A 26,358-nucleotide genomic window follows, 5' to 3' on the forward strand; every position below is an offset into this window, starting at 1 on the left:
AAAATTATGAGCATTATTCTTATCCATGCTAAACAATATGATCAATATTAAATCATACTAAGAGTGGAATAAGCACAATAAGCAATTCACCAATCTTATTCTTTTTCACAATTGCTCTCTTTTCTTCCACGAAAATGATAATAATCATGCCTGTTTGGATTTTTTGATATTACATTGTTTGGCATAACTTTATTAAATTAAAATTCTTTTTTAATAATAATTTTCAGAATCGGTACAATTCTCTATTCCCATATTACCAACAGTGGGAACACCGAAAATTTTTTGTAATGTATTGTCAAACCATTCACTCAAAATTTGACCATAAAGTGAATAACCTTTTAAATGTGTAAAAGCAGACTGAGCACCTTTTTTAGTTAATTCTTGAGCTGAATGTATTAACCAATCTTGTATCATTGTACGCGTTAATTCAGGATGAAATTGTAAACCCCATGCATTATTGCCATAACGAAAAGCTTGTGTGGGATATGTCTGACCTCTTGCCAAAAGAATAGCTTCTTTAGGCAAATCATAGATCCCTTCATTATGTAAATGATAGACCATTTCTGGCCAATTCATAAGTGCCTTTCCCTGTAAAGTTGCTTCCAATGGATACCAACCGATTTCTACACTTTTATCGCTTTTTGCAGCAACACGCCCACCTAAATTTTTTGCAAGCATCTGTGCTCCAAGGCAAATTCCTAAAAAAGGTTTATTGTCTTTCAAAGATAATGAAACCCAATCAATTTCCTCATGAATATAGGCATCCTTATCATTCACACTCATCGGACCACCTAGAATGACAACACCAGCGTGATATTTCAATGTTTTAGGAAGTTTTTGCCCTAAAATAGGATAATAAAAATCAAGAACAAAACCATTTCTTTGTAAAAATTTCCCTAAAAAACCAGTCTGCGGAGATTGATGATGCAAAACTACCGCAATTTTTAGTTTACTGTTTCTTTGTTTTTTATCAAGACATGTTTTCGCGAAAAACATTCTTCAACCAATCATTTTTACAACCAGATTTAATTTAATTTTGTAATGAATAAGAGCGTTATTTTTATCAAAAATATCTACAACACCTCTAAAATAATTGAAATTTCTCTCTTGGTAAAGAAATCCTTTCTTCTTCTTCCTTACTCTCTAAATCTTCAGCATTTAAAAGTATCTGATCAATTTTTTTTCTATTCTGTTTTTTTGTGTGCGATTTTAATAAAAAATCAGGCCCTACCAATGACTTTTCTTCAAAGGATTTATCTTTAATAACTTTTTTTTCATTTACGGTACCTTTTTTGTCTTCTTTTGTCCGCGCCATGTTATCGATTTCTAATGTTATAGGAGGACAACGGGGAGGTACTTTCCATTCACAACGACCTAATCGACCGCTGATTGGAGAAACTGCCAACCAAAAAGGAAAAAAAGAACCATCACACTCCCATGCTGGATCACGTTCTGCGCATAATGCTAAAGACAACCATTGACGACTCCCTTGACCATTCCCTTGTGCTTCTTCAATATCTGCCAACAATAAATAAACGCTTTCACGTGGATAATAGGTTAGTGCTCTTTGTGCGTACTCTCTTGCTAATTCCAATTCCCCTGCATCCAGAGCAGCTTTTGCAACAATAAAAGCTGACTCAAATATATCTTTATTATAAGAAGCAAGTGTTTTAGCTCTTTTCAAACGCCCAACTGCACTTTCTTCTCTCCTAAGATAAAGTGCGCCAAAATCAGGATGAGGATTTTTCTGCCAAGCTTTAATAATCATTTTATCAGCTTTGCGAACTTCTTTTAATCGATAAAGGATATCTACCATAATCACCGTTATTGGTACAAAATCAGGCATCAATTTATGGGCCTTTAAAATAGCTTTACGTGCTTCCACGAGCTGAGTCTCAATAAGATGAAGTGCTAACCCACTTAATAAAAGAGCATGAGTATACTTACGTTCTGAAGTATAATGCTCAGAATGTGGCAAAGCTCTTTGCGCTCGATGAAAAACATCAAGTGCTTTATTCCACTGCCCCTCAGCACTCAATCGATCGAGAACAAACTGTTGAGCCCATGAAAGCGCTGGCGACAAAGCTAGTGCCTCTTCTGCATAGTGCTGTGCTACATCATAAGCTTTTGTATTTATAGCTTCACGAAACAAACCATAAAGCCCAGCAAGCTTTGTCGGTTCTTCTTTTTGCATTTCTTCATAAAGAGCAATAGCTTTCATAGAATCTTTTTGCAAAGATAAGATTTGAGCTCTTAAAAGCTTTATCAATGGTTCATAATCTTTTACAAGGTATTTTAATGCGCGTATTTCCATTTTTTGTGCAGCTATATAATCACCTGCGGAAACTGCAAGCAAACCCTTTATAAGAGCTTTGCGTCCATATTCTTGGTAACATCCAGAAAAAAAGCTGTATAAAGTTCCAGGAATGGAAAAAATAATTCCAAAAAACTTCCATAAAAACACTAATATCGTCAACAGTATAACAAGCCCACTAATAATCGTAAGCAATGAGACAGTAAACCGCATCTGCAAAAATGTTATGACCAAAAAGTTATTATTATTGGCACCCCAGCTAAAAACTGCACCGATCGCACAAACGGCAAAAATATAAATAAAAATACGTATCATTTTTGATCCTATTTACATCTTTGCAGCTTCGGAAGATCTTTTTGGCCTAACAATCAACATCTGTTGAAGAACGTGATGGACAGCAAGATGTCGTTTAAGCTGATCAATAAAATCTACCGAAATATCTTTAGCATTTTGAGGTAAAGTTTGCCATTCAGCTAAAGCTTTTTCATAATCTCCAGCTTGAATCGCAACTTCCATCCGAGCCACAACTGCAGGAACTGTTGTCCCTTCAACATATCCAATTGGGCGTGAAACAATAAGACTTTTTATCCATACCTCAACCTTCTTTAAAAAATCAGCATTCGGTACAACACTATTTTGCGTACCAACAATTTTATCTGCAACATAAGCAAAATCAGCTGAAAGCTTTGCAGGACTTGGAAGACCGGTACTTGCTGTTTTCTGTAACAAATCAAATCCCGCAATAGAAGGTGAAAAATGTTGCACTGTTTCTAATTCACGCACATAAGATCCACCACGATCTATAGCGTTTTTTAATGCACTTACTGCAACGAACATCGCAGTATTTATCCCATCTTTTTCGTTATTTTGAGTGACTATTTCCTTTTGTATATTATCTAATCGTTGTTTTAAGATGATAATATCGTTTTTATTACTTTGCCCAACAAATAAAGCTGTCTTTATATCTTCTGATATTCCAGTCAAAGCTTGGACATACTTTTCGAAAGCATCTACTTTTTTTTCTAAGATTGTAAAAACTTTGCTTCTCTCTTTTTGAAAAGATTCATCTTCCTGAAAAGCTTCAACCCGTTGTGATGAAAAAGAAGAAAAATCTTTCTTCAATGTATCAAACTGTTGAAGCACATGATTCAACTGCTTTTCTGTTTCTTCTGCTTTTTCTTTTGCGCGTATAGTAATCTGAAGATTTTTTTCTTCCTCAAAACGATCAACTACTAAAAAAGAAGGAAGAAAACCTGCTTTTTGAATGCCTATCCAAAAACTTACAGTGATAAGACCACCAATAATCCCTGAAACCACTAAAGAAGTCAAAGCAATACCAACTCCGCATATGTTTTTTCTCTCGACACTGCTTTGCTTTGTTGTTATTGGCTCTGCTGAATGTTGTGCTTCTTGCTCTGAGTCATTATCTATAATTTCAGATTGAACAACAGATACCTTATGATTTTTTAATTTTTCTTTTGATCTTGAAGAATTTACCATAATGATCACTTTTCTTATCACATGCTTTTTTACAATACGATAACAAAATGAAAAAAACTTTAATTAAATGTTTTTCGAATAATATCCTTTGTCGCATAGTGCTTTTTGTGAACAATATATGATAAATGTAGAAAAATCTTTTAAAATTTCCCCTACTGAAGATCCTTTTTAAAAATAAGAATGATGAATATATTCAATCCTATAATATTTTATAAAAAATCAGGAAATAATTTAGAATGGAAACTGTCACAAGCCGCAAAAATATAAACATCCAAATAGCCTTATTCCTCTAATTTTAATTTAAAAAATGCTCTCCATAGTGCATACGAGAAAATATTTAGGTTGAATACTATCTAATATTTTTATGAGTATAGTTGCGCAATATAAACTCTTTAAAACTTTCTTCATAACTTCATTACTTTTAAATAATTCAGATTCGTTTACGAATATTTCTTACTATAAATATCTAGTAGAACCTTATAACGCTTTAAAATCGATTTTTCCATTTTATTTTCGATATATTCTCCATAGTAAAAAATGTTCTAAAACACTAAAATAGAAGTATACAATAGTTGTTTCTAACGTATACGAACATTCTGGGAAACAGTTCCTATTGTGCAAATGTTTTTCATTTTTATATACCCCTAACGAAAAAACTGTGCTAATTGTGAAGATATTATCAAAAGGTATTTAAATTTGATAAAAAGGACATTGTGGTATAGCTACCGTATTTTTTTTAATGCAGTAAGCCATTATTTACGTGATAATGGGAGCGCCTTTGCGAGCCATGTTGCACTTTCTGGACTTTTAGCTTTTTTTCCTTTTTTTATTTTTGGGACATCTCTTGCTAGTTTTCTCGGAGCATTTACATATACGCCGCAAAAAATTGAAGCACTTGTGCAATTGTTGCCGGATGCAATTGCAGAACCTCTTTCTAAAGAAATCATTACTGTCCTAACCACACAACGAGGAGATTTATTAACGCTTTCAGTTATTGGAGCAGCTTATTTTGCTTCAAATGGTGTGAGCGCTTTGCGTACAGCATTAAATAAAGCTTACCGTGTTATTGATCAGCGCAGCTTGTTTTTTTGTCGTTTTCAAAGTTTGTTTTTTGTGATTATTGGGACAGTAGGTCTTGTTGTTATTAGTTTTTTATTGGTTTTAGCACCTTTGCTGATTAAAATTATGCAAAACTACCCTTCCCACATCACTGAATATATTAGTATGATTCGTTTATGGCGTTATGTAATTGCGATAATTGTTCTTTTTACGAGTCTTTTAATTGTTCACAAATGGTTGCCGGCAGGAAAGCGGAAAGTAATAGATATTTTACCAGGTATTTTAGTGACAATATTTGTTTGGTTTTTAGCCTCTATTGCCTTCGCACAATATTTGATAATGTTTAATTATACTTCTACTTACGCAGGATTAACTTCTATTATGGTTGCAATTATTTTTCTGTACATATTAAGTGCAATTTTTATTTTAGGAGGAGAAATAAATGCAGCAATTATATTTTACCGTAATCATTCAAAACGCGTAGATAAATTAAAGTAATCTCCTATTGATTAAAAATAAAAGAAAAATACAAAAAACTCATAGCAATTTTGGAAATAGTATTGACGCTAATTTTCTAAAAGTCTGGAATTGATCATAGTATACAACTTTTATCAGTTCTAAATATTTATTGTAACTCATTGTTTGTTCTCTCCTAAAAATCTCTTATCGTAGAAGCAACTGTTACTATTGATATAGATAACAAAATTTAAATTATAATCATGAAACTAATTTCATTTTTACAAATGGAATCTCTTTTTTATTGTAAAATACAAGTTGCACAATCTAAGTGAATGTACCTTTTACCAATGAGATATTTTCTTATGCGAGATTGTGATTGGTCAAGCTGTTAATAATGAAAGATTTTTAGGAATAAAGCTATCTAACAGGTAAAGCTTACCTTTTTTATTGCAAAAATACACCTTCTTTATTCATTATTATTAGATTTAATCGCACTACGTTAAAAAAATTATTAAAGCTATAAATCTTCTTCAATAATGGCTTTTATAAGCGCTTTTGCATCATCATCAGCCCATGGAGCAGCTCCATTGAATGAAGCGATAAGATAACCATTTTTACCTATGAGAAATGTGATAGGCAAACCTAAAGCAAGTCCTTTTTTTCTAATATCCTGGAAAATATTCATTGTGTTATCCCGATAATAAACTAAATTATCAGCATGAGCATCACTTAAAAACTTTTTAATTTTTTCAGCAGAAGTATTTTTATCAATGTTAATAGCTATAACATCGAAATTATTTCCCCCCATATCACGTTTTAATTGTGCTAATTCTGGCATTTCTGCACGGCAAGGTGCACACCAAAAAGCCCATAAATTAACGAGTATTGGTTTTCCCATAAATTCAGACAATTTATGATCTTTTCCCTCAATATCTTTAAAAGAGAATTGATTCATATCATAGGAAGTATCAGCAAATCGTATATGTGTAAAAAAGCCCTTTGCTGCTTTTTTAATTTTTTCTACTTTTTCCGTCTGTTTTTTATTGATATCTGTTGCTTGAGCTCTTGCCTCTGAAATAAAATTTGGAAAGAGAGCTCTTCTATTGTTATTTTGATTGATTGTTATGTATAAACTTAAAACAATGGTAAAAAACACAAAGAAGCATTGTATTTTTTTATTCTTACTTCTTCGGCTAATAAAAATTTGATGGATCATAATTTTTGTCCTTCTCAAGAAATATTAGTATGACAGATAAGGAATTAAAAAACCAGATATGGGGCGGCCGATTTAAAGCAGGACCTGCTGCAATGATGGAAGAAATTAACGCTTCAATTGACTTTGACCAAATTTATAAACAAGATATTGAGGGTTCACTTTGTCATGTAGCAATGCTAGCGCAAACTAAGATCATTTCGCAATCTGACTATAAAAAATTACCCATGGCTTAAAGAAAATTCATCAAGAAATTGAAATGGGTACATTCACATTTTCACGAAAACTTGAAGATATACATATAAATATTGAAGCACGACTAAATGAATTAATTGGCCCTGTTGCAGGACGTTTACATATAGCACGTTCACGAAATGATTAAGTCGCTGTTGATTTTTGTTTGTGGATACGAGAAGAAATGCAAAAAATGGTACAAGCTTTAAAAGGGCTGATAAAATAATTACTGATTCGAACAAAATAACATGTCGATACTTTTATGCCAGGGTTTACGCATTTACAAACTGCACAGCCCGTCATGTTTGGTCACTATATGATGGTCTACGTTGAAATGTTTAGTCGAGATCTATCGCGTATGCGTGATGCGATTAAACAAATGAGTGAATCCCCCTTAGGGGCTGCTGCTTTAGCAGGCACAAGTTTTTCGATTGACCGTTTTATGACAGCAGAAGCATCGGGTTTTCGTGAGCCAACACGCAATTCAATTGATAGTGTTTCGGATCGTGATTTTGCATTAGAATTCTTAAGCGTTGGAACTCTTTGTGCCATGCATCTTTCGCACTTAGCAGAAAAAATTGTTCTTTGGTCGAGTGTACAATTTCATTTTATTCATTTATCAGATGCTTTTTCAACGGGTTCATCTATTATGCCACAAAAGAGAAATCCCGATGCTGCTGAGCTTATACGTGCTAAAGCAAGCCGGTTAAAAGCTGCTTTGATTGGGCTAATAACGGTAATGAAAGCTTTACCCTTGCTTATTCAAAAGATATGCAAGAAGATAAAGAATATGCGTTTGATGGAGCTTTGAGTTTGGAATTATCGCTAACAGTAATGATAGGAATTATTGGTGATTTTAAAATTAATAAAGAAGCCATGAAACAAGCAGCTCATTTTAGATATGCAACAGCGACTGATTTAACTGATTGGCTTGTTCGTGAATTAGGACTTCCTTTCCGTGAGGCACACCATATCACTGGATGTATTGTGGCATTAGCAGAAAAAAAACAGTGCACTCTTAATGAGTTATCATCAGTTGAACTTCAAACAATACATCCAAATATCAATGCAGCTATTTTTGATATTTTGACAGTTGAGAAACCTGTTGAAAGCCGAAAAAGTTTTGGTGGAACAGCACCTTCAGAAATACTGCGTCAGATTGCTTATTGGAAAAAGCGCCTTATAGCCGCTCAAGTGATTTTATTTTTTAATGCAAAAAATAAAACAGAAACAATATCCATATAATGGGAAAAGATATATGATAACCATTGTGAAAAATTTAATAATTATTCTTTTCTGTAATGTTGTCATAGTTGGGTGTGGACGTAGAGAAATACTAGATTTACCATCTTCAACGATAATAAATCTTTCGCAAGAAGCATTTATTTCTGAAAGCAAAGCAGATAAGCCTTTTATTCTCGATCAGCTGATACAATAGGTTTTTTTATGCATTGCTTCTCTTATTATCAAGGCGAACTTCATGCTGAAGATCTTTCACTTTCTATGCTCGCGCAAGAGGTAGGAACACCTTTTTATTGTTATTCAGCTCGTACACTTATTACAAATTTTGAAAATTATCAGCAAGCATTTCAAGATATGCCTTATCTGATTGCTTATGCAGTCAAAGCTAATTCTAATCAAGCGATTTTACGGCTCTTAGCAAAGAGCGGAGCAGGGGCTGATGTGGTATCAGAAGGTGAATTGCGACGTGCACTTGCAGCCGGTATCCCTAATCACCGAATTGTTTATTCTGGTGTTGGTAAAACAGTTAAAGAGATCGATTTTGCTCTTACACAAAATATTCATTGTTTTAATGTTGAGTCAGAACCAGAACTTGAACAATTATCAGCACGTGCTGTTGCACTTTCCACAACAGCACGCATTTCATTACGAATTAATCCAGATGTGGATGCAAAAACTCATAAAAAAATCACAACAGGCAAATCTGAAAATAAATTCGGTATTCCACTCTCATCAGCACGAGAAGTGTATAAAAAAGCCGCTCAATTGCCTGGTTTATATGTTTGTGGTGTAGATATACATATCGGCAGTCAGATTTGTGATTTAACACCCTTTGAAGATGCCTTTCTTATTACAGCAGATTTTGTACGTCAGTTGTGGGACGATGGTTATGCTATAACGCATGTTGATATTGGAGGAGGACTTGGCATTTCTTATGGTTCTGAACATTACTCCGTTCCTTCTCCTTTTGATTATGCTGCACTCGTTAGAAAACATATTGCTCCTTTAGGAATCAATATTATCCTAGAGCCTGGACGCAGTATTGTTGGTGAAGCTGGTATATTAGTCACATCTGTTATACATTTAAAAAGGGGAAAAGAGCGAAATTTTGTTATTGTTGATGCAGCAATGAATGATTTTATTCGCCCAACACTTTATGAAGCTTGGCAAAATGTGCTACTGGTAAAGGAGAAACCAAGTGATGCTTTACTTATCAATGCAGATATTGTTGGTCCTGTTTGTGAAACAGGTGATTATTTAGGCTTGAATCGTTCTTTGCCGATATTGTCAACAGGAGATCTTTTGGTAATTACAGGAGCAGGGGCTTATGGCGCGGTAATGTCAAATACTTATAATAGTCGGCTTTTAATACCAGAGGTTTTAGTTCAAGACATGCGTTATGCAGTTATTCGTCCACGTCTTGATTATGGACAATTAATAGGTCTCGATCAAATTCCAAATTGGATTGAGAATTTTTAAATATCTTAGTCTTATTTTCACTCAACTCTAATGAAACAATTTATTTTCTGATAATTATTTTGTATGAATCTTATAATTTTAAAGCGCTGCTATAAAAGAGGGTAAATATTTATTTATGAAACATAAAAACATCAAAAGTTTTTCAGAACTAAAGCTTTTGTTTGTGCGCATTCTTGTTTGGTGTATCCTGTTTTGTGAGCGAATATGGCCACGATTATTACCTTTTTTTCTTGCTCTAAGCCTTTTATTTTCGCTTAGTTGGTTTGGCATTTTCAATGTTCTTGGTTATTGGGCGCATTTATTTCTTTTGTGGCTAGTGCTTTTTATAGCAGCAGGGAGTCTTTCTCTGCTTTTCGGTTTCCGTTTGCCTAAAATTAAAGATATTAATGACCATATCGAACGAACAAATAATCTCAAACACCAACCTCTAAATGTTCAAACGGATCGTTTACACTTTGAAGATGAAAAAGATATAACTACAAATATTTGGCGCGAACATCAGCGCCGTATGGCAGAACAATTGCATCATTTGCGAGTCGGATTAATTCATCTTAAGAGTGCTTCCTACGATCCTATGGCTCTTAGAGCTTTATTTGTTCTATTTTGTGTCTGTGCTTTCAGTTTTTCTTTTGGTTCATCAGGTGGACGTTTAGCAGATGCATTTGATTTCCGTCCTCCCGTTGATGAAACATCAATGCGAATTGATGCTTGGGTTACACCACCTGCTTATACAGGAGTTGCACCCATTTATTTAACGCAAAATGAAACAACACAATTTACAGTTCCTGAAGGCAGTGAGGTTGTTGTTCGTATTGTCAATGGTGCTGGTATTACAGTAACAGCAATCTCTGAAGAAGATGGACAGAAAATTCCACTTACTAAGAAGAATGAACAACCGGCTTTAAATAATTCAATTATTCGTTTTGAAACACATTTAGAGCGTTCAATATATTTATCTTTATCGTCGCGCCATAAGCAACAACAATGGCATTTACACATGATTAAAGATCAATTACCGACGATTCATTGGTTAGAAAAACCAGAGAGAATTTTATCTGGATCATTAGAATTAAAGTATGAAATGGATGATGATTATGGAGTTACAAATGCTTTTGTTGAAATAGAACCTTTATTTGATCAGAAAAAAAATAGCCCTCCCCTTTATAAAGCACCTGAAATAAAGCTTCTTTTAGCACGTGGTGGAAAAGGTAAAATGCGGACAGTGCAAGATTTATCAAGCCATCCATGGGCTGGTTCAGAAGTAAAAATCACTTTGGTCGTAAAAGATGGAGCTGGCCAACAGGGGCGCAGTAAAACTTTTATCATGACATTACCACAGCGTATTTTTGCGAATCCTGTTGCACGTGCAATCAATGAACAACGTCGTTTATTGGCTCTTAACGCGTCTAAACCCGAGTATGTGCTTGATATGCTTTCTGCTCTGCTTTTACGTCCAGAAAATGGTCTTCAAAATACAACTCATTTTCTTCTTTTACAGAGCGCATGGACAAGGCTTTCTATGGCACAAACAGAGGATCAATTGCGAGATGTCGTTGATCATTTATGGAAAATTGCTTTAGGTATTGAAGATAATCAGTTCGAGTCTGCTCAACAGAGATTAAAACAAGCACAAGCTGCTCTCCGTGATGCGTTGCGGCATGGTGCTTCTACTACTGAAATCGAGCGACTTATGGCAGATTTACGACAAGCTGTAAGTGATTATATCAATGCTTTAGCTGAAAAAACACCAGAAGATAACGATTCGAGAGAGGCTAATCTTTCTACAGATACATTACAAAACAAACTGAATTCAATTGAGGAAATGGCTAAAATGGGCTCTTCTTCTGCAGCTGAACAGCTTTTAGCTGAAATTGAACAAACACTTGATCATTTGCAAATACGGAAAAATCATCAAACAAATGAGCAAAACAAGAACCAAACGACACAAATGAAAGAAAAAATAGATCAACTTGGTGATTTAATGCGCCGTCAGCAAGAAATTCTTAATGATACACACAATTTAGAAACAGATCAGAGACATGGAAACATTACCCCCAAAGTAGAGAGTGAAACCTTGAAAAAACGCCAAAATGAATTGCAGTCTGAATTATCAATATTGAAAAAAGAATTGACAGCAGAAGGATTTGAACCAAGTGATGCCTTGAAAGAAGCAGAAGAGAAAATGAATTCTGCAAGAGATGCTCTTGATAAACAAGATCATGAGCTGTCAATACAAAATCAATCAGATGCTTTAGAAGCTTTACGACAAGGCGCACAAAATGTGTTAAAAAAGATGCGTGAAATGCTTAACAAAGCAGAAAATAATCAGAATGCCATTCATAATCGTAAAGATCCGTTAGGGCGTCCACTCTCCCCAGAAATTGACCAAAAACAAGAAGGTGTAATTGAACCAAAAGAAAATGATAAGATGCGCGCACGGCAAATTTTGGATGAAATTCGCAAACGCCTTAGCAATGAGCATATTTCAGAAGAAGAAAAGAATTATCTTGAAAGATTGCTTCATTTTAATTGAAGAATAATTTGTTACTACTCTTTTGAAAAATATATTGCAAATAATTATGGGAAGAAAAGCACTACAGATAATAATAAAGTTCATTACTTATAATGAAGGAGACTATAAAATAACTTTTTCCTGTGCTTTTAAGATCATTCAGATAAAGAAAATTAAAGATTAATATTTTTCTTCTTGAGACAAAAAAGCAGAATTCCATATAAATTTAAGTATGTAAAAACTTGCGGTACTTAAAATTTGCTTCTAAACGGTATTTTAAATTGGACATAATTACACTAAAAGATTTTTATACTTCTACGCTTGGTATACGTGTACAAACGACAGTTTGTAATCAATTAAATATCTTTTGGCCTGATCTTATAGATAAACGAGTTATGGGCCTTGGTTATGCGCTTCCTTATCTTTCTGTATTGCGTAAACGTGCGAAACAATGTTATGCTTTTATGCCTGCTAGTCAAGGAGCATCACCTTGGCCTTATCCTGATAAGGTCGCGACAGCACTTGTTTTTGAAGAAGATTTGCCTCTTCCCGATGCTTCGATTGATTGCGTTTTATTGGTGCATGCGCTTGAATATACAAAAAATTCACACGAAACACTAAACGAAATATGGCGTATTTTGATTCCTAATGGCCGTCTTATTGTTATTGTTCCCAATCGTTGTGGATTATGGGCACGTAATAATCACACACCTTTTGGCTATGGAGAATCTTATAGCCGACAACAAGTTGTTCGTTTATTTAAAGAAACGAACTTTATTACTGGACCAGTACAAGAAATTCTACATTATACACCTTCTTTAAACTATGTATCCCGGTTATTTTCATTCTTTTATGAATCATTAGCAAGTCATGTTTTCCCTTATTTTGGTGGACTTTTAGTGTGCTCAGCAGAAAAGCATGTCTATCAAGGTTCTTTTGTGCAGCGTCGTCAGTCGCGACGCGTTTTTATTCCCACGTTAACACCACAAGCATGTGAAAGAGATAAATCACCTTAATCTGATTTTTATTTTAGAGAAAATGTTCTCCGAACTGTATTTAAATAGTGCGCATGCAGAACAATTAAAGATTCAAACGATATCCATTATGATCTGTAACAAGAATTTTTGCTTTAGAAGGATCTTTTTCAATTTTTTTACGCAAACGATAAATATGAGTTTCTAATGTATGAGTGATAATATCTGTGTTGTAGCCCCAAATGTGTTCCAATAATGTTTCACGATTTACAATTTTATTTCTGTTATCATAAAGATATTGAAGAATTGCTGTTTCTTTTTCTGTGAGATAGATTTTATCGTTCTGTTTATCAATAAGGAATTTTTCCCTAGGTTTAAAAATGTAAGGGCCAATATACAAAATTGCATTTTCATTGTATTCATATTGCCGTAATTGGGCGCGAATACGAGCTAACAACACTGAAAAACGAAAAGGTTTTGTCACGTAATCATTAACACCCATTTTAAAACCTAAAATAGTATCGCAATCTGTATCACAATTAGTAATCATAATAATAGGAGCGCGAAATCCTTGGGAACGTAATTTTTTTACGGCTTCACGACCGTCAAGGTCAGGAAGTCTCACATCAAAAATAGCTAGATCAACATTTTCTTTTTGAGCCACTGTAATCCCTATTTCAGCAGTTTCTGCTTGAAGCACTTCAAATTCTCTATGAATTTGCAATTGTTCTACAAGAATAGAACGAAGATCGTTATCATCCTCAACGATTAAAAGGGTATGGTCCTTCATTTTTTTCCCTATAAGGTATATTTACAATAAAATTGGGTGAAGAATAATTTCATGAAAATAGGATTGCATGCAAGTGGCATTAAAAAAGAAAATATATATAAAACAAACTTTCGTTTCTTCTATTGTTATCCGACGACAAACAGGTATGCAAACACAGGGTATTCTTTGTATCGGTCAGCATCGTTTTTTTTGTGCTTTAGGGCGAGCTGGTATTTCTGCTTTTAAACGTGAAGGCGATGGTGCTACTCCTTTAGCAAATATGCGTTGTTTAGGGGGATTTCGCAATAATTTTTACCGTTATTTTCCACGTTCAAAGTTAGCAATCCGTCATATTCAAGCACACGATGGCTGGTGTGATGCAAGTGGAGATGCCAATTATAATCGTTTGGTACGTCTTCCTTATCCCAAAAGTGCTGAAAAGATGCAACGTGAAGATGGCATTTATGATATGGGACTTATTCTGGATTGGAATATTAGAGAGCGAAAGATGGCAAAAGGAAGTGCTATTTTTATACATTTAGCACGAAACAATTATATGCCAACAGAAGGATGTATTGCACTCTCATATCGTGATATGCAACGTATTTTGCCTTACATTAATCAGCAAACAAAAATTATCATTTTAGGTTAAAGATATGCTAGTTTCAATCCTCCCATAGAACAGATTTCTTTCCATTCATCTTCTGTAACTGATTGTACCGATAAGCGCATAGCTTTAACCAGCATCATATTTTTTAATCTTGGATTAGCTTTGATTTGTTTTAATGAAACGGGATTTGGTATATCACAAATAGCACGAATATCTACACATTCCCAGCGTGGATCTAAACTAGTAGAATCAGGATGTGCTTCAGCACATACTTCTACAATACCAACTATTTCTAATCCTTGATTTGAATGATAAAAAAAACCTTTATCACCACATTTCATAGCCCGCATATTATTGCGTGCTTGATAATTGCGCACACCATCCCATTGTTCACCATCACCTCCTTTTTGTTTTTGCATGTCCCATGACCATTTATGCGGTTCAGATTTGAAAAGCCAATAAGCCATGAAGTCTCCTTTTATAAATTTTAATGATTTTTCAGGTTTATACTTTTATTCCACGACGCCCTGTCCCGATTAAAGGAAGAGATTTTTCATCTAATGGCCAGCGTGAACGAGGTCCGATATCAAGAGAACTTACTTGTCCCCGTGCTAGACGTTCAGCACCAGCAAAAGCAATCATTGCAGCATTATCTGTACATAAAGAAAGAGGTGGAGCAATAAATTCAAAACCGTGTTGATGAGCAAGCTTTTGCAAACTAGAACGAATAGCTTGATTAGCAGCGACTCCTCCAGCAACTACTAAAGCAGGAAGAGTGGAGGCCTCATGATGAGAAAAAGGATAATGATAAATGAATTGTTGTAACGATAAACCAACCCGATCCTGCAATATATCGATAACAGCTGCTTGAAAACTTGCAGCAATGTCGGAAACATCACTCTCTGTCAAGGGTGCCATAGCTGTTGCTACTTGTCGAACAGCAGTTTTAAGGCCAGAGAAGGAAAAATCCAATCGCTTATCACCCTTCAATGGTCGTGGAAGAGAAATACGATTTTTATCCCCCAATAAAGCAGCTTTTTCAAGTGCTGGACCACCAGGATAGGAAAGACCTAAAAGTTTTGCGGTTTTATCAAAGGCCTCTCCTAATGCATCATCAATAGTGCTTCCTAAACGCTGGTAATGACCCACATCATGAACAAGAACTGTTTGGGTATGACCACCTGAAACTAGGAGTAATAAATAAGGAAAATTAACATTATGCGTTAACACAGCTGTCAAAGCATGTCCTTCTAAATGATTAACTCCAATAAAAGGCTTTTTGGTAGCAAAAGCTAACGCTTTTGCACTCATGAGTCCAACTAAAAGTCCTCCTATCAAACCAGGACCACTTGTTGCTGCAATGGCATCAATATCTTTAAGTTTTAGATCGGCTTCTGTAAGCGCTTGGAGAATCAAACCATCAAGAACTTCAACGTGAGCACGTGCAGCAATTTCAGGAACAACACCACCATAAGGTGCATGGTGATCAATTTGGCTCCAAATAATATTAGAAAGAATACGGCTTTTTCCTTCATCATTGCGCTCAATAACAGCGACAGCAGTTTCATCACAACTTGTTTCTATTCCCAACAAACGCATCTTAGGTCAAATCTTACATTATAGAATATCTTTAAAAGATACACGTATCATGAATAAATAAAGATGCAAAGAATTTCACTTTAAATTGGTTGATCTGAGAATAAATTCCACTATATAGTCTATAATAGTTATGATAGCAATTTTTACACTAATCAAACAAAATGCTTCATACCAATAGCTTTTTGTATAGTTTTATAAAGTTTTGTATAATTTTTATACCATCATTAAAGTGCTGTATGGAAATGATTCAGTCGCATAAAATATGATGCTGCAGTTTGATTTATTTCATCACAAAGTAGCTTATTTCTCTGATTTTCTGGCAAAGTAAATATACATTGCATTGTCTTATTTTACTGGATGAGTTATAAATATTATTTGTTTGTTAGATTTCACTGATTTTAATAAATTCTGGCCTAAGATTACCAATTATTTGGCTATAATTGTTTTTTCATATTAAAAAGTAATGATAAATTGTCTCTATACTAATATTAAAAAAATAATTGCATAAATTACGTACTTTTTAGAGAGTGCAAATTTGTGAAAAATACTTACATAATATAATAATCAATACTTCTTACTTTATTTATATGAATATGAGGACACTGATGTATTCGTTGGGACAAGTGAGTTACAACCTCATCTTCTTATAAATGCTACAAAGAAAACAAATCAATGGCTTACGACAGCATGATTCTCACCAATGACAAATTAACACATTTTGATTGCTTGCCCTGAGACAATTACGGAAAAAATCATTCTAATAGATCTATAAGCTTTTGCATTTAGAGAACTATATTTACTTATTATGCCAACTATACCAACAATTTTTCTTTAAAAATTATCTGGTATCTCCTGTCTTAATTGTATTAATCAAAGTTTTGAAGATTTTTGGACATTTATTACAATTGAATGGAAATGAGAAACTTCAAAAAATTGCGAAAGTGTAAACTATCTAGCAATCTTTAAAAAGTCCTATAAGTATATTGTAAATGATTGATCTCCCTTCAAATGAGTAATGAAGCGACAAATTATTAAAACTTAATAAAGCAAGTAGAATCGTTAATAATTTTACTTATTATCCTGTTGAAATAATTAGCAATACAACTTATGGGTTAAAACCATTTCAATGAATCACTATCAGTTTAGCAACAATAAAAACAAATAAATAATTTATGAAAATTATCTTCAACTTTGATTACAAATTATATCTAAAGTGTTATTTTATTGATTATGGACTATTAATCATTTATTATTACGTATTTTAAATAACACAATAAGTAAAAATTAAAAAAAACTAATATACTCATTCTTGAAAAAATCCATTATTTCAAATAAATTAAATTTACGTGGGGCATGGAGAATTAGATATGCTTAAGAATTTAAAATCTTTTTTTAAAAATGGATACAAACAATTACCACAAGATGAACCACAAGATGCAATTTTCTCATCAGAATTAAAAAAGCAAGTTCTCGAATTAGAACTACAAGAGCTTAAACCAAGACCAGAAAAGCAAGTTCTCGAATTAGAACTACAAGAGCTTAAACCAAGACCAGAAAAGCAAGTTCTCGAATCAGAACGAAAAAAAACTCTCCTAATGCATCGTTAATAGTGCTTCCTAAACGCTGGTAATGACCCACATCATGAACAAGAACTGTTTGGGTATGACCACCTGAAACTAGGAGTAATAAATAAGGAAAATTAACATTATGCGTTAACATAGCTGTCAAAGCATGTCCTTCTAAATGATTAACTCCAATAAAAGGCTTTTTGGTAGCAAAAGCTAACGCTTTTGCACTCATGAGTCCAACTAAAAGTCCTCCTATCAAACCAGGACCACTTGTTGCTGCAATGGCATCAATATCTTTAAGTTTTAGATCGGCTTCTGTAAGCGCTTGGAGAATCAAACCATCAAGAACTTCAACGTGAGCACGTGCAGCAATTTCAGGAACAACACCACCATAAGGTGCATGGTGATCAATTTGGCTCCAAATAATATTAGAAAGAATACGGCTTTTTCCTTCATCATTGCGCTCAATAACAGCGACAGCAGTTTCATCACAACTTGTTTCTATTCCCAACAAACGCATCTTAGGTCAAATCTTACATTATAGAATATCTTTAAAAGATACACGTATCATGAATAAATAAAGATGCAAAGAATTTCACTTTGCAAATAAAATAGAAGCGTTAATGATTTTACTTATTATCCTGTTGAAATAGTTAGCAATAAAACTTAAGGGTTACAACCATTTCAATGAATTACTATTAGTTTAGCAACAATAAAAACAAATGAATAATTCATGAAAAATATTCAACTTTGATTACAAATTATTTTTATTTTTAAAATTTTCTTGATTATGCACTATTAACATCCAGTATTATGTGATTTGAATAACACAATACGTAAAAATTTAAAACACATAACGTCATTATTCTTGAGAAAATTCATTATTCCAAATAGCTTTATTGTAGAACATGGAGGTTTCATATGCCTAAAGATTTAAAGTTTTTTTTTAAAAATGAAGTTTTAGAACAATTAAAAAGTAAAGTTCTCTCAAAGAAACAAAAAAAGGAATCGGAACAAAAAGAGGAATCTTCCAAACAGAACGTTATCGTACCAAAATTAAAGGATTTGAACCTACTAAAAGAGCCTCCAAAACCGAAATATATCTGTGTATTAACAGGGAAAAATCCCGCACCTTATCGTATTAAAGCAATTAGATCTTTTTCAGATGTAACAGAAGGTGATTGGGGTGGTTTTGTTGACAATGAAGAAAATTTATCGCAAGAAGGTGATTGTTGGATTTATGGTACCGCTGAGGTTCTTGGAAACGCTAGAGTTTATGGGAATGCTAAGATTCAGGATATTGCCAGAATTCACGGAAATGCCCAAGTTTATGGCAAAGCTCTGGTTTCTGGGAGCGCTGAAATTTATAATCATGCTAAAGTTCATGGCAAATGTCACATTAGTGGTAATGTTAAAGTTCGTGGTAAGGCAGAAGTGTATGGACACGCCGATGTTTACGGACATGCAGAAATTTATGGTAATGCAAAGGTTTATGGCAAAGCTCAGATTACTAACCACGCCCAAGTTTTTGATAATGCTGAGATTTATGGAAATGCTTATATTAGTCAAAAAAGCAAAATTCATGAGAAAGCTGTAGTTTACGGTAATGTTAAGATTGCTGGGAACAGTGAAATTTATGGCAAAAGCCGGATTTATGGTGCTGCTAATATTTATGATAATGTCAAGGTTTCTGGAAATTGCAGGATTTACGGCAATTCTCACATTTGTCAAAATGCCATTATTACTGGTGGTAAGATTTACGGCAATGCAGAAATTATGGGGAATATAGAAATTCATGATAACCCCAAGATTTACGACAACGCCAAGATTTATGAAACTGCAAGAATTTTTGGTAAATCTAGCGTTTATGGTAATGCTCGAATTTATGGAAACGCCAAAGTTAAAGAAAAAGCCAAGATTTTTCAAAATGCTCATATTAAAGGCAATGCGAAAATTTGGGGAAATGCCAAAATTTATGGTTACAGTATAATTTTTGATGATGCCAAGGTTTATGATAATGCTAAAGTTTGCAATCACGCTGCAATTTATAGTGATGCTCGAATTTTTGGGAAATCTATAATTGGAGGAAACACTCAAGTATATGATCATGCTGAAGTTTATGGACATGCTATACTTAATGAGCAGGTTAAATGTTTCGGATATGCTAAAATCTTCGATAATGCCAAAGTTTCTGGTACAGTCAAAGTTTCTGGGCATGCCAAAATTTATGATGCTGCCGAAATTTGGGAGTCTGCCAGAATTGATGGAAATGCTCGTGTTTTTGGAAAAGCTCAGGTTTTCGGTAATAGCGAGCTATCTAATGAGGCAAAAGTTTATGACGCTGCTGCAATTACTGAAAATGCTAAGATTGGTGGTCATGCTGCAATTCATGGGCATGCCAGAGTTTTCGGTGATGCAAAAGTTTTCGGTAACTCCATAATTGCTGGTCAAGTCAAAATCTTCGGTGATGCTGAAGTTAATGATGTACGGGTTTCTGATTTTGAAACAATTTACATGACAGATGTTATTTTTGATCGCAACATGGAAGTTCTTGACAAAACACAAATTGAAGTTTTTCATAAAAAAGAAGAGAACGCTTTTCATACAAGAAAAATGCGATCTTTTAATAAAAGCATAACTAGAACTTTTAATGAAAGTGTAATTGAAATTGAAGATCATGATGATCAAAAGGTTGTAACTTATAAGGTTAAAACAGATGAAGAGATTCATACTGTTAAAGAGCTTCATATAGCGAAGGAGATTCATGTAGCGAAGGAGATTCATATGGCTGAGAAGGTTTATGTAACTGATAATAATAATGACAATGCCCTTACTGATTCCAGTGTTTCCAAAGTTCCTCCTCGTGCTAAGTCTGCACAGGTTGCTATGTAAATATGAGAGAAAATTTTATATCAAGGAATCATCAGAAATAGCTATCAAACCAGTGATAGCTACTTATAAGGATAGTACAAACTAGATCAGATTCTTAGTTTATGTATTTTTAAGTCTTAGATATATCACAACAAATTATAATTTACTTATAAGAAGTCCTTCTACTAAAAATTCTGACAAAAATATGAATCTAAGAAAATTTAGTAATAAGAAATATCTGTTCTTGAGAGATATGAGAAGATAATTATGTAAATATTCTTCATGATATTACCAACCAAGAATTCACATGAATTATAAAGTAATTTGTACAATCGTCTTTCTGGTATTAGTAGAGTTAAGTGATTTATCATTACTTCTTCCTTAATCAGATATCCTAAGAATTCTTTTGGTTCTTTGCAATAATCGTCAGTTTCAGTAAAACTTTATGAATGATTGCTTCACTTAAAAGTGGATTTTTACGACTTTCTAAAATAGCCGATTGTATTTTTTTCATTGCATACAAAATTTTCTCTAAGTTCCAATACCTTAAGGCTTGTTCAACTATTTTTTTCCTTTGAAAAAAAATTGGTGGTTGTGCCTGAGAAACTACTACAAAAGAATTTTTACCTTCAATTTCTATTTGATAACGTAAAAGCTGTAATTGTTGAAAATGTCTTTGAGCCGTATTTAAAACAAAGAGAGATGTTTTGTTTACAGCTATACAACAGCTAAAATAAGTTTCAAAACCTACTAAATCTCCTAGTAAAACAGCATCAATTACTTCATCTTGAGAAAGGGTACTCACATCGCTAACAATAGCTTTTACATCTTCAAAAGCAACATGAGCCTTTTTTAAGGTATAAAGACAAAGCTTTTCCAATTCACTACGTGATGCAAGACGATCTTCTCCGATATTTTGGTGCAAACATTGACGCGCCTCCAAAGAGAGAGTTATATTGAATTCACCTAAAATTTCGTCAATCAAGATGTCAAGAGAATGAGCATTATCCGCATAACAGGGCAAAGCAATCGCTGTTGATGCCATTTCAATAATATTACGTAGTCCTACTCCTTTTTTTAAATCTCCCGCTTCAATTAAAATAAAACTTGCTTCTGGTGGTTCTGTTATTAAAAGTTTAAGCGCCTTAAGAAAACCTTTTTGGTTAGCACCATTAGATACCCATATTAAACGATCACCACCAAAGAGCGATAAAGTGCGTGCTTCATCCCCTAATCGTGCAGGATCTTTATCAATTTCAGCCGCATCTAAACGAACAGTGGTAAAAGGATTTTCTATCGCCACCTGAGAGAGCTTAGCAAAACGTTGTGCACGCTCACAAACAAGACCCCGATCTGGTCCATAAATTAAAACGATAGGAAAAGAACGTGAAAAATGTTTTAAAAACTGATCAACTTCATGTGCTTTTTTCTGAGCCAAAATATTAATCCATTAAAAATCTATCATCAAAAACTTCACTACAAACTTTCTGAAATAGTTTAATTTCGTTGCCTATATCTAAACTTTTATATTCTTCTTAACAACTGTCCAAAAAAACTTTGCACTATGCAACATTAGAATCTGATCCCTTATAATCAAAAATCTAATACATGGAATTCACCACTATAATAACAGTTTCTCCTTAATAATTCTTCAGTCAAAAATATCACAAAATCAGCTATTTCTGAACTAATACTAAGAAAATGACATCAAGCAACAAAGCATTAGCTTACATGAAGTAGCTAACTACAATTTCCTTGATAGTGCCCATTAAAGTTATTGTTTAGTAGTTCTGAAGATATTTTTAAGATTCCATTAAACGTTCTTATTTCGCAAAACTACTGTTGCTATTGATTTACAATCCTCTATCAGAGCGATGCTAATTTGATTTTCTGCGTTTATTAAATTTCCATGCCAAAAAGCAAAATAATAATAAATCAATATTTTATTATAAAGATAAAGGATTTTATAGTTATTGATTTTATTGCGTTTTTTTATCCTATTCCTTACTTTTTTGGAGCTTTTTATCATTTCGATAGCTAGCCTTTTGTAATCAATGCCTTTTATATAAAGAGCTGCCATGTTATCACTTATCCAATCAAAAATCGCTTTGAATTGTAACACTGTTGCATTTAAGTTTACAGCTTTTGCTGTCGCTAATTTTCCTTAATCCATGAGCTGATTTTTTATGCCGGCTTCATTACAAAACTCTCTAAATAAATTACCAAAGCCCTTTTGGGTTAATTTTTTTCTTCCCTTTTCCACAAATGAATATTTTATCTCTGACAGGACCAATTTTAAGAGTTTTTGTTAGTTCAGACAAAATAGATAAAAAGACACCTATTTGATGAACATTATCGTACCAGAAGAAAAAGACTCTATTTTTAATGAGCATTTATCGATTTTGATCCTGAAATAGAAACAAGAAATAAGGATAAATATCAACCCCTTAAGAAAGGTTATGCTCAAATATTGTGATAAAAAACACAGATTTAAAAAGGCATTTAGTAAATATGATTGTTGTAGAAGCACATTTAAAATTCTATTTTTGCATCTTAAAAAATAAATTAAAATCCGCAGATTATGCAAAAGAAAAACCGCTGGTGTCCCAAAAAATAATTACAACAGCACACTATCTCACTATTTTCAACACGATCATATTACCATTGCGTGTAAAATAATTGTAGAGCTTAAGCACTTTTAAAATCAATTTTTATTCTTATTTTTAAAACAACAAAAAATAAATCTAGTGAAACGTTATTTTTTTGTTGCAATTCGGAAAAGCCTACGCCATACAGATAGCGTTTAGATGAACAGTAGTTCAAATTCTTAAGCGGGTGTAGCTCAGGGGTAGAGCACAACCTTGCCAAGGTTGGGGTCGTGGGTTCGAATCCCATCGCCCGCTCCATTAGTTAATGTAAGCTTATTTTCAGGCTATAGATTTTTTTCTAAGAATCCTTCTTATCTATGATCCCAAAGTTCACAAAAATGCTGAAGTGGGCCGCGTCCTTTTCCTACGTTTAAAGTATTTGAAGCAGATAAAGCGCTATTTAAATAATTTTTAGCTTTTTTGACCGCATCAAATAAAGATTCTGTAGGTAAAAGTGCTGCAATTGCAGCGGAAATGGTACAACCTGTACCATGATTATTGGTTGTACTGAGACGAGAAGCTTCCAACATCACACTCCCCTTGGAATCACAATAAATATCAGGACTAGAAAAATCGTAATGATTTGTAGTCTTGCAAGCAAGAACATCTAAATGCCCTCCTTTCAATAAAACAGCACCACAACCCAATGCCAAAAGTTGCGGACTTTGCTGATACATAGCATCTAATGACCATTGTATTTCACGATTCAACAATATTTTTGCCTCATGTAAGTTTGGTGTAATCAATGTTGACATAGGAATAAGAACATTACGAATAACTTCAATCGCATCAGGTTTCAAAAGAACATCACCACTCTTTGCCACCATAACTGGATCAAAAACAATGAAACGGGCTTTATAATAAGCCAAACGTTCTGCAATGACTTGTGCAATCTGAGCATTCACAACCATCCCAATTTTAACAGCATCCACACAAATATCTTCAAACACCGAATCAATTTGATCAGCAACAAAAGACGAATCCAATGCTTGAAAAGCACGTACACCCTGTGTATTCTGTGCAACAACAGCTGTAACTACGCTCATACCATAAGCTTTCATTGCTGAAAAAACCTTTAAATCGGCTTGCATTCCAGCACCACCAGAAGGATCAGTACCAGCAATGGACAAAATTCGTGGAATAAACTTATCTTTACCAATCTGTAACGTCATATGGTTCTTTCCTTATAATTTTAAATACTTTAAAAGAAGTACTTGAAAAAGTTTTAATTAAAGATGTTTTCTCATATAAATTGCATTATAAATAAAATTTCTTGGTAGACATGAAATGGAAAATGTAGTGCTTATCTTTCGCTCTCTTCTTTTTACATTCGTTTTTTACATAACAACCTTTGTACAGATGATTCTTTACGCACCTTTTTATTTTTTGATGCCGCGTAAGCAAGCATGGATTGTGCCTAAAATATGGGCGCGTATTACATTGTTTTTGCAAAAACACATTGCTGGAACAAACTATGAAATTGAAGGCATAGAAAACCTCCCGAGTGGGGCTTACATCATTGCTCCAAAACATCAATCCGCATGGGAAACTTTCAGCCTTGTTCCCTACTTTAATGATCCCGCTCTCATTATCAAACGTGAATTAATGTGGATTCCCTTCTTCGGTTGGTACATGGCAAAAACACAAATCATTCCGATTAACCGGACAAGTCCTATTAAAGCTCTTAAAATTATTTTACACAATGCAAAACAAAAAGCGAAGCAAGGACGTGAAATCCTCATTTTTCCCGAAGGGACGCGTAAACAACCTGGTCAAGATCCAGATTATAAACCAGGAATTACTGCTCTTTACAATGAACTTAAACTTCAAGTTGTACCCATTGCCCACAATGCTGGTTTATATTGGCCACGTAATAATTTTCGTCGCTATCCAGGAACAATTCGTGTCCGTATTCTTCCGCCTATTAAAGCCGGCTTAAATAAACGTGATTTTTTGGACCAACTCATTCAAAAAACAGAAAAAGCTTGTGATGAGTTACTTCTATTAGCTGCTCAAGATCCCAATCCTCCCCCTATGCCACCTTCTGCAGTTAAAAGACTTCAAACACTTGGTCATAATTGGAAAGGACCTGTGCGTGATTAAATATTCATCCTCTTTATGTATATACAAAAATCTTTATAATAAAATTAAAACAGTACTGGATTACTTAAATCTAAAAATAATGGGGGAATTTACTTTATGCGCCAACTCTTCCACACACTTTTTTTCTCTTTCATTCTAAGTATAATAAGCTCTCTAACTCTAGCCCATCCTTTCATCTCTGTTGACGCTACAACTGGACGAATATTAAAGCATAATCAAGCTTTTGAACGTTGGTATCCTGCTTCTTTAACAAAATTAATGATGACTTATGTTATTTTCCGAGCTATGAGCACAGGAAAAATTTCACCCCACAAGCATATCACCATAAGCAAAAATGCAGCGCAAGCGCCTGCCATCAATTCAGGTTATAAAGCCGGTTCTGTTCTTACACTTGATACGGCTTTAAAAATTACTTTGGTTAAATCTACAAATGATTTAGCTATTGCTATAAGTGAAGCTATTTCGGGTTCACAAGAAGCTTTTGTGAAACAAATGAACGCAGAAGCTCAACGTCTAGGTATGTTTGGAACCAATTTTACAAATACAAGTGGATTGCCAAATCCAAATAATTACTCCACAGCACGGGATATTGCTCTTTTAGCGGTTCAAATCCGTCGAGAATTTCCTCAATATACTCATTATTTTTCTATTCCAGCTATTGATTTTGGCAATGGACAAAAAATTCAACCTAATTCAAATAATCTTATTGGTCGTTTTGATGGCATAGATGGCATGAAAACAGGATTTATTTGTTCTTCCGGTTTCAATCTTGTCGCTTCAGCAACCAGAAATAAGCGAACAATTATCGTTGTTATTTTGGGATCAGACAGTATCAATAAAAGAGAAGAAAAAGCAGCACAATTGCTCAATGCAGGATTTTCAGATAAAGGGTCTCCTCAATCAACATTAGCAACATTAGAACCTTATGGTACAAAAATATCACAAATAACCGATATGAGACAACAAATATGTACACCTGAAGCTATAAAAATGCGTTTAGATTCTTATGATGAAAAAGGAAATATTATTCTCACCTCGCCTTTAATCACTGCTTTACCTTCTTCTATTCTTCCTTTGCAAGTAAAACTCATTAGCGCACCGAAAACATTGAAAATCAATGGAAAAATAATACGAGAAATTCCCATTCCACATAAACGGCCTCCCTATCACTATATGACAAAAGCAGTTAATCACATTTAATATT

Annotated in this window: 20 protein-coding genes, 1 tRNA gene and 2 pseudogenes; 12 read left to right on the forward strand and 11 right to left on the reverse strand. The window is 33.9% G+C overall.

What is annotated here, in order from left to right:
- Positions 1-210: 210 nt before the first annotated feature.
- The 3 genes from ACJTDF_RS06410 to ACJTDF_RS06420 all read right to left on the reverse strand — a co-directional run bounded on the left by ACJTDF_RS06410 (position 211) and on the right by ACJTDF_RS06420 (position 3,814).
- The gene (locus ACJTDF_RS06410) at positions 211-996 is read right to left on the reverse strand and encodes a glutamine amidotransferase (protein WP_407965459.1); all 786 of its coding nucleotides are present in this window, start codon (positions 994-996) and stop codon (positions 211-213) included.
- Positions 997-1,084: 88 nt separating this feature from the next.
- Positions 1,085-2,629 carry a heme biosynthesis protein HemY gene (locus ACJTDF_RS06415; RefSeq protein WP_407965460.1) on the reverse strand — a complete coding sequence of 515 codons (1,545 nt, stop codon included), beginning with the start codon at positions 2,627-2,629 and terminating at the stop codon, positions 1,085-1,087.
- A gap of 12 nt (positions 2,630-2,641) precedes the next feature.
- Positions 2,642-3,814, reverse strand: a complete 1,173-nt coding sequence (locus ACJTDF_RS06420) for a COG4223 family protein (RefSeq protein ID WP_407965461.1) — start codon at positions 3,812-3,814, stop codon at positions 2,642-2,644.
- Between the two features lie 699 nt (positions 3,815-4,513).
- Here ACJTDF_RS06420 and ACJTDF_RS06425 point away from each other — a divergent pair.
- Positions 4,514-5,371, forward strand: coding sequence for a YihY/virulence factor BrkB family protein (locus tag ACJTDF_RS06425; RefSeq protein WP_407966236.1), 858 nt, complete (start codon positions 4,514-4,516; stop codon positions 5,369-5,371).
- A 478-nt stretch (positions 5,372-5,849) separates the two neighbouring features.
- Here the strand turns inward: ACJTDF_RS06425 and ACJTDF_RS06430 are convergent, their stop codons facing one another.
- Positions 5,850-6,548 (reverse strand): TlpA family protein disulfide reductase, encoded by a 699-nt coding sequence (locus tag ACJTDF_RS06430; protein WP_407965462.1) that lies wholly within the window; start codon positions 6,546-6,548, stop codon positions 5,850-5,852.
- A gap of 29 nt (positions 6,549-6,577) precedes the next feature.
- On the opposite strand from ACJTDF_RS06430, the pseudogene argH reads away from it, so the two are divergent.
- From argH to ACJTDF_RS06455, 5 genes and pseudogenes are all read left to right on the forward strand, one after another.
- Positions 6,578-8,024, forward strand: a pseudogene (gene argH, locus ACJTDF_RS06435) (argininosuccinate lyase).
- A 13-nt stretch (positions 8,025-8,037) separates the two neighbouring features.
- Positions 8,038-8,217: a hypothetical protein gene (locus ACJTDF_RS06440; RefSeq protein WP_407965463.1), complete on the forward strand. Its 180-nt coding sequence runs from the start codon at positions 8,038-8,040 to the stop codon at positions 8,215-8,217.
- A gap of 8 nt (positions 8,218-8,225) precedes the next feature.
- Complete coding sequence (gene lysA / locus ACJTDF_RS06445; protein ID WP_407965464.1) at positions 8,226-9,500, forward strand: diaminopimelate decarboxylase; 1,275 nt, start codon at positions 8,226-8,228, stop codon at positions 9,498-9,500.
- A gap of 115 nt (positions 9,501-9,615) precedes the next feature.
- Positions 9,616-12,033 (forward strand): TIGR02302 family protein, encoded by a 2,418-nt coding sequence (locus ACJTDF_RS06450; protein ID WP_407965465.1) that lies wholly within the window; start codon positions 9,616-9,618, stop codon positions 12,031-12,033.
- Between the two features lie 260 nt (positions 12,034-12,293).
- Positions 12,294-13,028, forward strand: a complete 735-nt coding sequence (locus ACJTDF_RS06455; protein WP_407965466.1) for a class I SAM-dependent methyltransferase — start codon at positions 12,294-12,296, stop codon at positions 13,026-13,028.
- Positions 13,029-13,092: 64 nt separating this feature from the next.
- Here the strand turns inward: ACJTDF_RS06455 and ACJTDF_RS06460 are convergent, their stop codons facing one another.
- Positions 13,093-13,776 carry a response regulator transcription factor gene (locus ACJTDF_RS06460; RefSeq protein ID WP_407965467.1) on the reverse strand — a complete coding sequence of 228 codons (684 nt, stop codon included), beginning with the start codon at positions 13,774-13,776 and terminating at the stop codon, positions 13,093-13,095.
- 67 nt (positions 13,777-13,843) lie between these two features.
- On the opposite strand from ACJTDF_RS06460, the gene ACJTDF_RS06465 reads away from it, so the two are divergent.
- Positions 13,844-14,407, forward strand: a complete 564-nt coding sequence (locus ACJTDF_RS06465; RefSeq protein WP_407965468.1) for a L,D-transpeptidase — start codon at positions 13,844-13,846, stop codon at positions 14,405-14,407.
- Here ACJTDF_RS06465 and ACJTDF_RS06470 read toward each other — a convergent pair.
- Complete coding sequence (locus ACJTDF_RS06470) at positions 14,404-14,832, reverse strand: EVE domain-containing protein (protein WP_407965469.1); 429 nt, start codon at positions 14,830-14,832, stop codon at positions 14,404-14,406. The genes ACJTDF_RS06465 and ACJTDF_RS06470 overlap by 4 nt on opposite strands.
- Before the next feature lie 37 nt (positions 14,833-14,869).
- On the reverse strand, positions 14,870-15,964 hold the full coding sequence (gene tsaD / locus ACJTDF_RS06475) for a tRNA (adenosine(37)-N6)-threonylcarbamoyltransferase complex transferase subunit TsaD (protein ID WP_407965470.1): 1,095 nt from the start codon (positions 15,962-15,964) through the stop codon (positions 14,870-14,872).
- A gap of 1,367 nt (positions 15,965-17,331) precedes the next feature.
- Here tsaD and ACJTDF_RS06480 point away from each other — a divergent pair.
- Positions 17,332-17,571: a hypothetical protein gene (locus tag ACJTDF_RS06480; RefSeq protein WP_407965471.1), complete on the forward strand. Its 240-nt coding sequence runs from the start codon at positions 17,332-17,334 to the stop codon at positions 17,569-17,571.
- Here ACJTDF_RS06480 and ACJTDF_RS06485 read toward each other — a convergent pair.
- Positions 17,546-18,052 (reverse strand): annotated as a pseudogene (locus ACJTDF_RS06485) (tRNA (adenosine(37)-N6)-threonylcarbamoyltransferase complex transferase subunit TsaD); the annotation flags it as partial. The gene ACJTDF_RS06480 and the pseudogene ACJTDF_RS06485 sit on opposite strands and share 26 nt — an antisense overlap.
- Positions 18,053-18,453: 401 nt before the next feature.
- Between ACJTDF_RS06485 and ACJTDF_RS06490 the strand changes: the two are divergent.
- Entirely contained in the window at positions 18,454-20,424 is a 1,971-nt protein-coding gene (locus ACJTDF_RS06490; RefSeq protein ID WP_407965472.1) for a hypothetical protein, read from the forward strand.
- Between the two features lie 373 nt (positions 20,425-20,797).
- Here the strand turns inward: ACJTDF_RS06490 and holA are convergent, their stop codons facing one another.
- Together holA and ACJTDF_RS06500 are read right to left on the reverse strand one after the other, a co-directional pair.
- Complete coding sequence (gene holA / locus ACJTDF_RS06495; protein WP_407965473.1) at positions 20,798-21,841, reverse strand: DNA polymerase III subunit delta; 1,044 nt, start codon at positions 21,839-21,841, stop codon at positions 20,798-20,800.
- Between the two features lie 375 nt (positions 21,842-22,216).
- Entirely contained in the window at positions 22,217-22,483 is a 267-nt protein-coding gene (locus ACJTDF_RS06500) for a hypothetical protein (protein ID WP_407965474.1), read from the reverse strand.
- 751 nt (positions 22,484-23,234) lie between these two features.
- Here ACJTDF_RS06500 and ACJTDF_RS06505 point away from each other — a divergent pair.
- Positions 23,235-23,309 (forward strand) — tRNA-Gly (locus tag ACJTDF_RS06505).
- A 53-nt stretch (positions 23,310-23,362) separates the two neighbouring features.
- Here ACJTDF_RS06505 and thiD read toward each other — a convergent pair.
- Complete coding sequence (thiD, locus tag ACJTDF_RS06510) at positions 23,363-24,223, reverse strand: bifunctional hydroxymethylpyrimidine kinase/phosphomethylpyrimidine kinase (RefSeq protein ID WP_407965475.1); 861 nt, start codon at positions 24,221-24,223, stop codon at positions 23,363-23,365.
- A gap of 115 nt (positions 24,224-24,338) precedes the next feature.
- On the opposite strand from thiD, the gene ACJTDF_RS06515 reads away from it, so the two are divergent.
- Complete coding sequence (locus ACJTDF_RS06515; RefSeq protein WP_407965476.1) at positions 24,339-25,154, forward strand: lysophospholipid acyltransferase family protein; 816 nt, start codon at positions 24,339-24,341, stop codon at positions 25,152-25,154.
- 96 nt (positions 25,155-25,250) lie between these two features.
- Positions 25,251-26,354, forward strand: a complete 1,104-nt coding sequence (locus ACJTDF_RS06520) for a D-alanyl-D-alanine carboxypeptidase family protein (protein ID WP_407965477.1) — start codon at positions 25,251-25,253, stop codon at positions 26,352-26,354.
- Positions 26,355-26,358 lie beyond the last annotated feature (4 nt).

The sequence above is a fragment of the Bartonella bennetti genome, from assembly GCF_045945445.1.
Classification (GTDB): Bacteria; Pseudomonadota; Alphaproteobacteria; order Rhizobiales; family Rhizobiaceae; genus Bartonella.

Coding starts and splice junctions, on each gene's coding strand:
- ACJTDF_RS06450 (WP_407965465.1), top strand. CDS start 9,616: ATGAAACATAAAAACATCAAAAGTTTTTCAGAACTAAAGCTTTTGTTT.
- tsaD (WP_407965470.1), bottom strand. CDS start 15,964: ATGCGTTTGTTGGGAATAGAAACAAGTTGTGATGAAACTGCTGTCGCT.
- ACJTDF_RS06520 (WP_407965477.1), top strand. CDS start 25,251: ATGCGCCAACTCTTCCACACACTTTTTTTCTCTTTCATTCTAAGTATA.
- ACJTDF_RS06440 (WP_407965463.1), top strand. CDS start 8,038: ATGATAACCATTGTGAAAAATTTAATAATTATTCTTTTCTGTAATGTT.
- ACJTDF_RS06470 (WP_407965469.1), bottom strand. CDS start 14,832: ATGGCTTATTGGCTTTTCAAATCTGAACCGCATAAATGGTCATGGGAC.
- ACJTDF_RS06410 (WP_407965459.1), bottom strand. CDS start 996: ATGTTTTTCGCGAAAACATGTCTTGATAAAAAACAAAGAAACAGTAAA.
- ACJTDF_RS06430 (WP_407965462.1), bottom strand. CDS start 6,548: ATGATCCATCAAATTTTTATTAGCCGAAGAAGTAAGAATAAAAAAATA.
- thiD (WP_407965475.1), bottom strand. CDS start 24,223: ATGACGTTACAGATTGGTAAAGATAAGTTTATTCCACGAATTTTGTCC.
- ACJTDF_RS06415 (WP_407965460.1), bottom strand. CDS start 2,629: ATGATACGTATTTTTATTTATATTTTTGCCGTTTGTGCGATCGGTGCA.
- ACJTDF_RS06515 (WP_407965476.1), top strand. CDS start 24,339: ATGGAAAATGTAGTGCTTATCTTTCGCTCTCTTCTTTTTACATTCGTT.
- ACJTDF_RS06465 (WP_407965468.1), top strand. CDS start 13,844: ATGCAAGTGGCATTAAAAAAGAAAATATATATAAAACAAACTTTCGTT.
- lysA (WP_407965464.1), top strand. CDS start 8,226: ATGCATTGCTTCTCTTATTATCAAGGCGAACTTCATGCTGAAGATCTT.
- ACJTDF_RS06500 (WP_407965474.1), bottom strand. CDS start 22,483: ATGGCAGCTCTTTATATAAAAGGCATTGATTACAAAAGGCTAGCTATC.
- ACJTDF_RS06480 (WP_407965471.1), top strand. CDS start 17,332: ATGCTTAAGAATTTAAAATCTTTTTTTAAAAATGGATACAAACAATTA.
- ACJTDF_RS06490 (WP_407965472.1), top strand. CDS start 18,454: ATGCCTAAAGATTTAAAGTTTTTTTTTAAAAATGAAGTTTTAGAACAA.
- ACJTDF_RS06420 (WP_407965461.1), bottom strand. CDS start 3,814: ATGGTAAATTCTTCAAGATCAAAAGAAAAATTAAAAAATCATAAGGTA.
- ACJTDF_RS06460 (WP_407965467.1), bottom strand. CDS start 13,776: ATGAAGGACCATACCCTTTTAATCGTTGAGGATGATAACGATCTTCGT.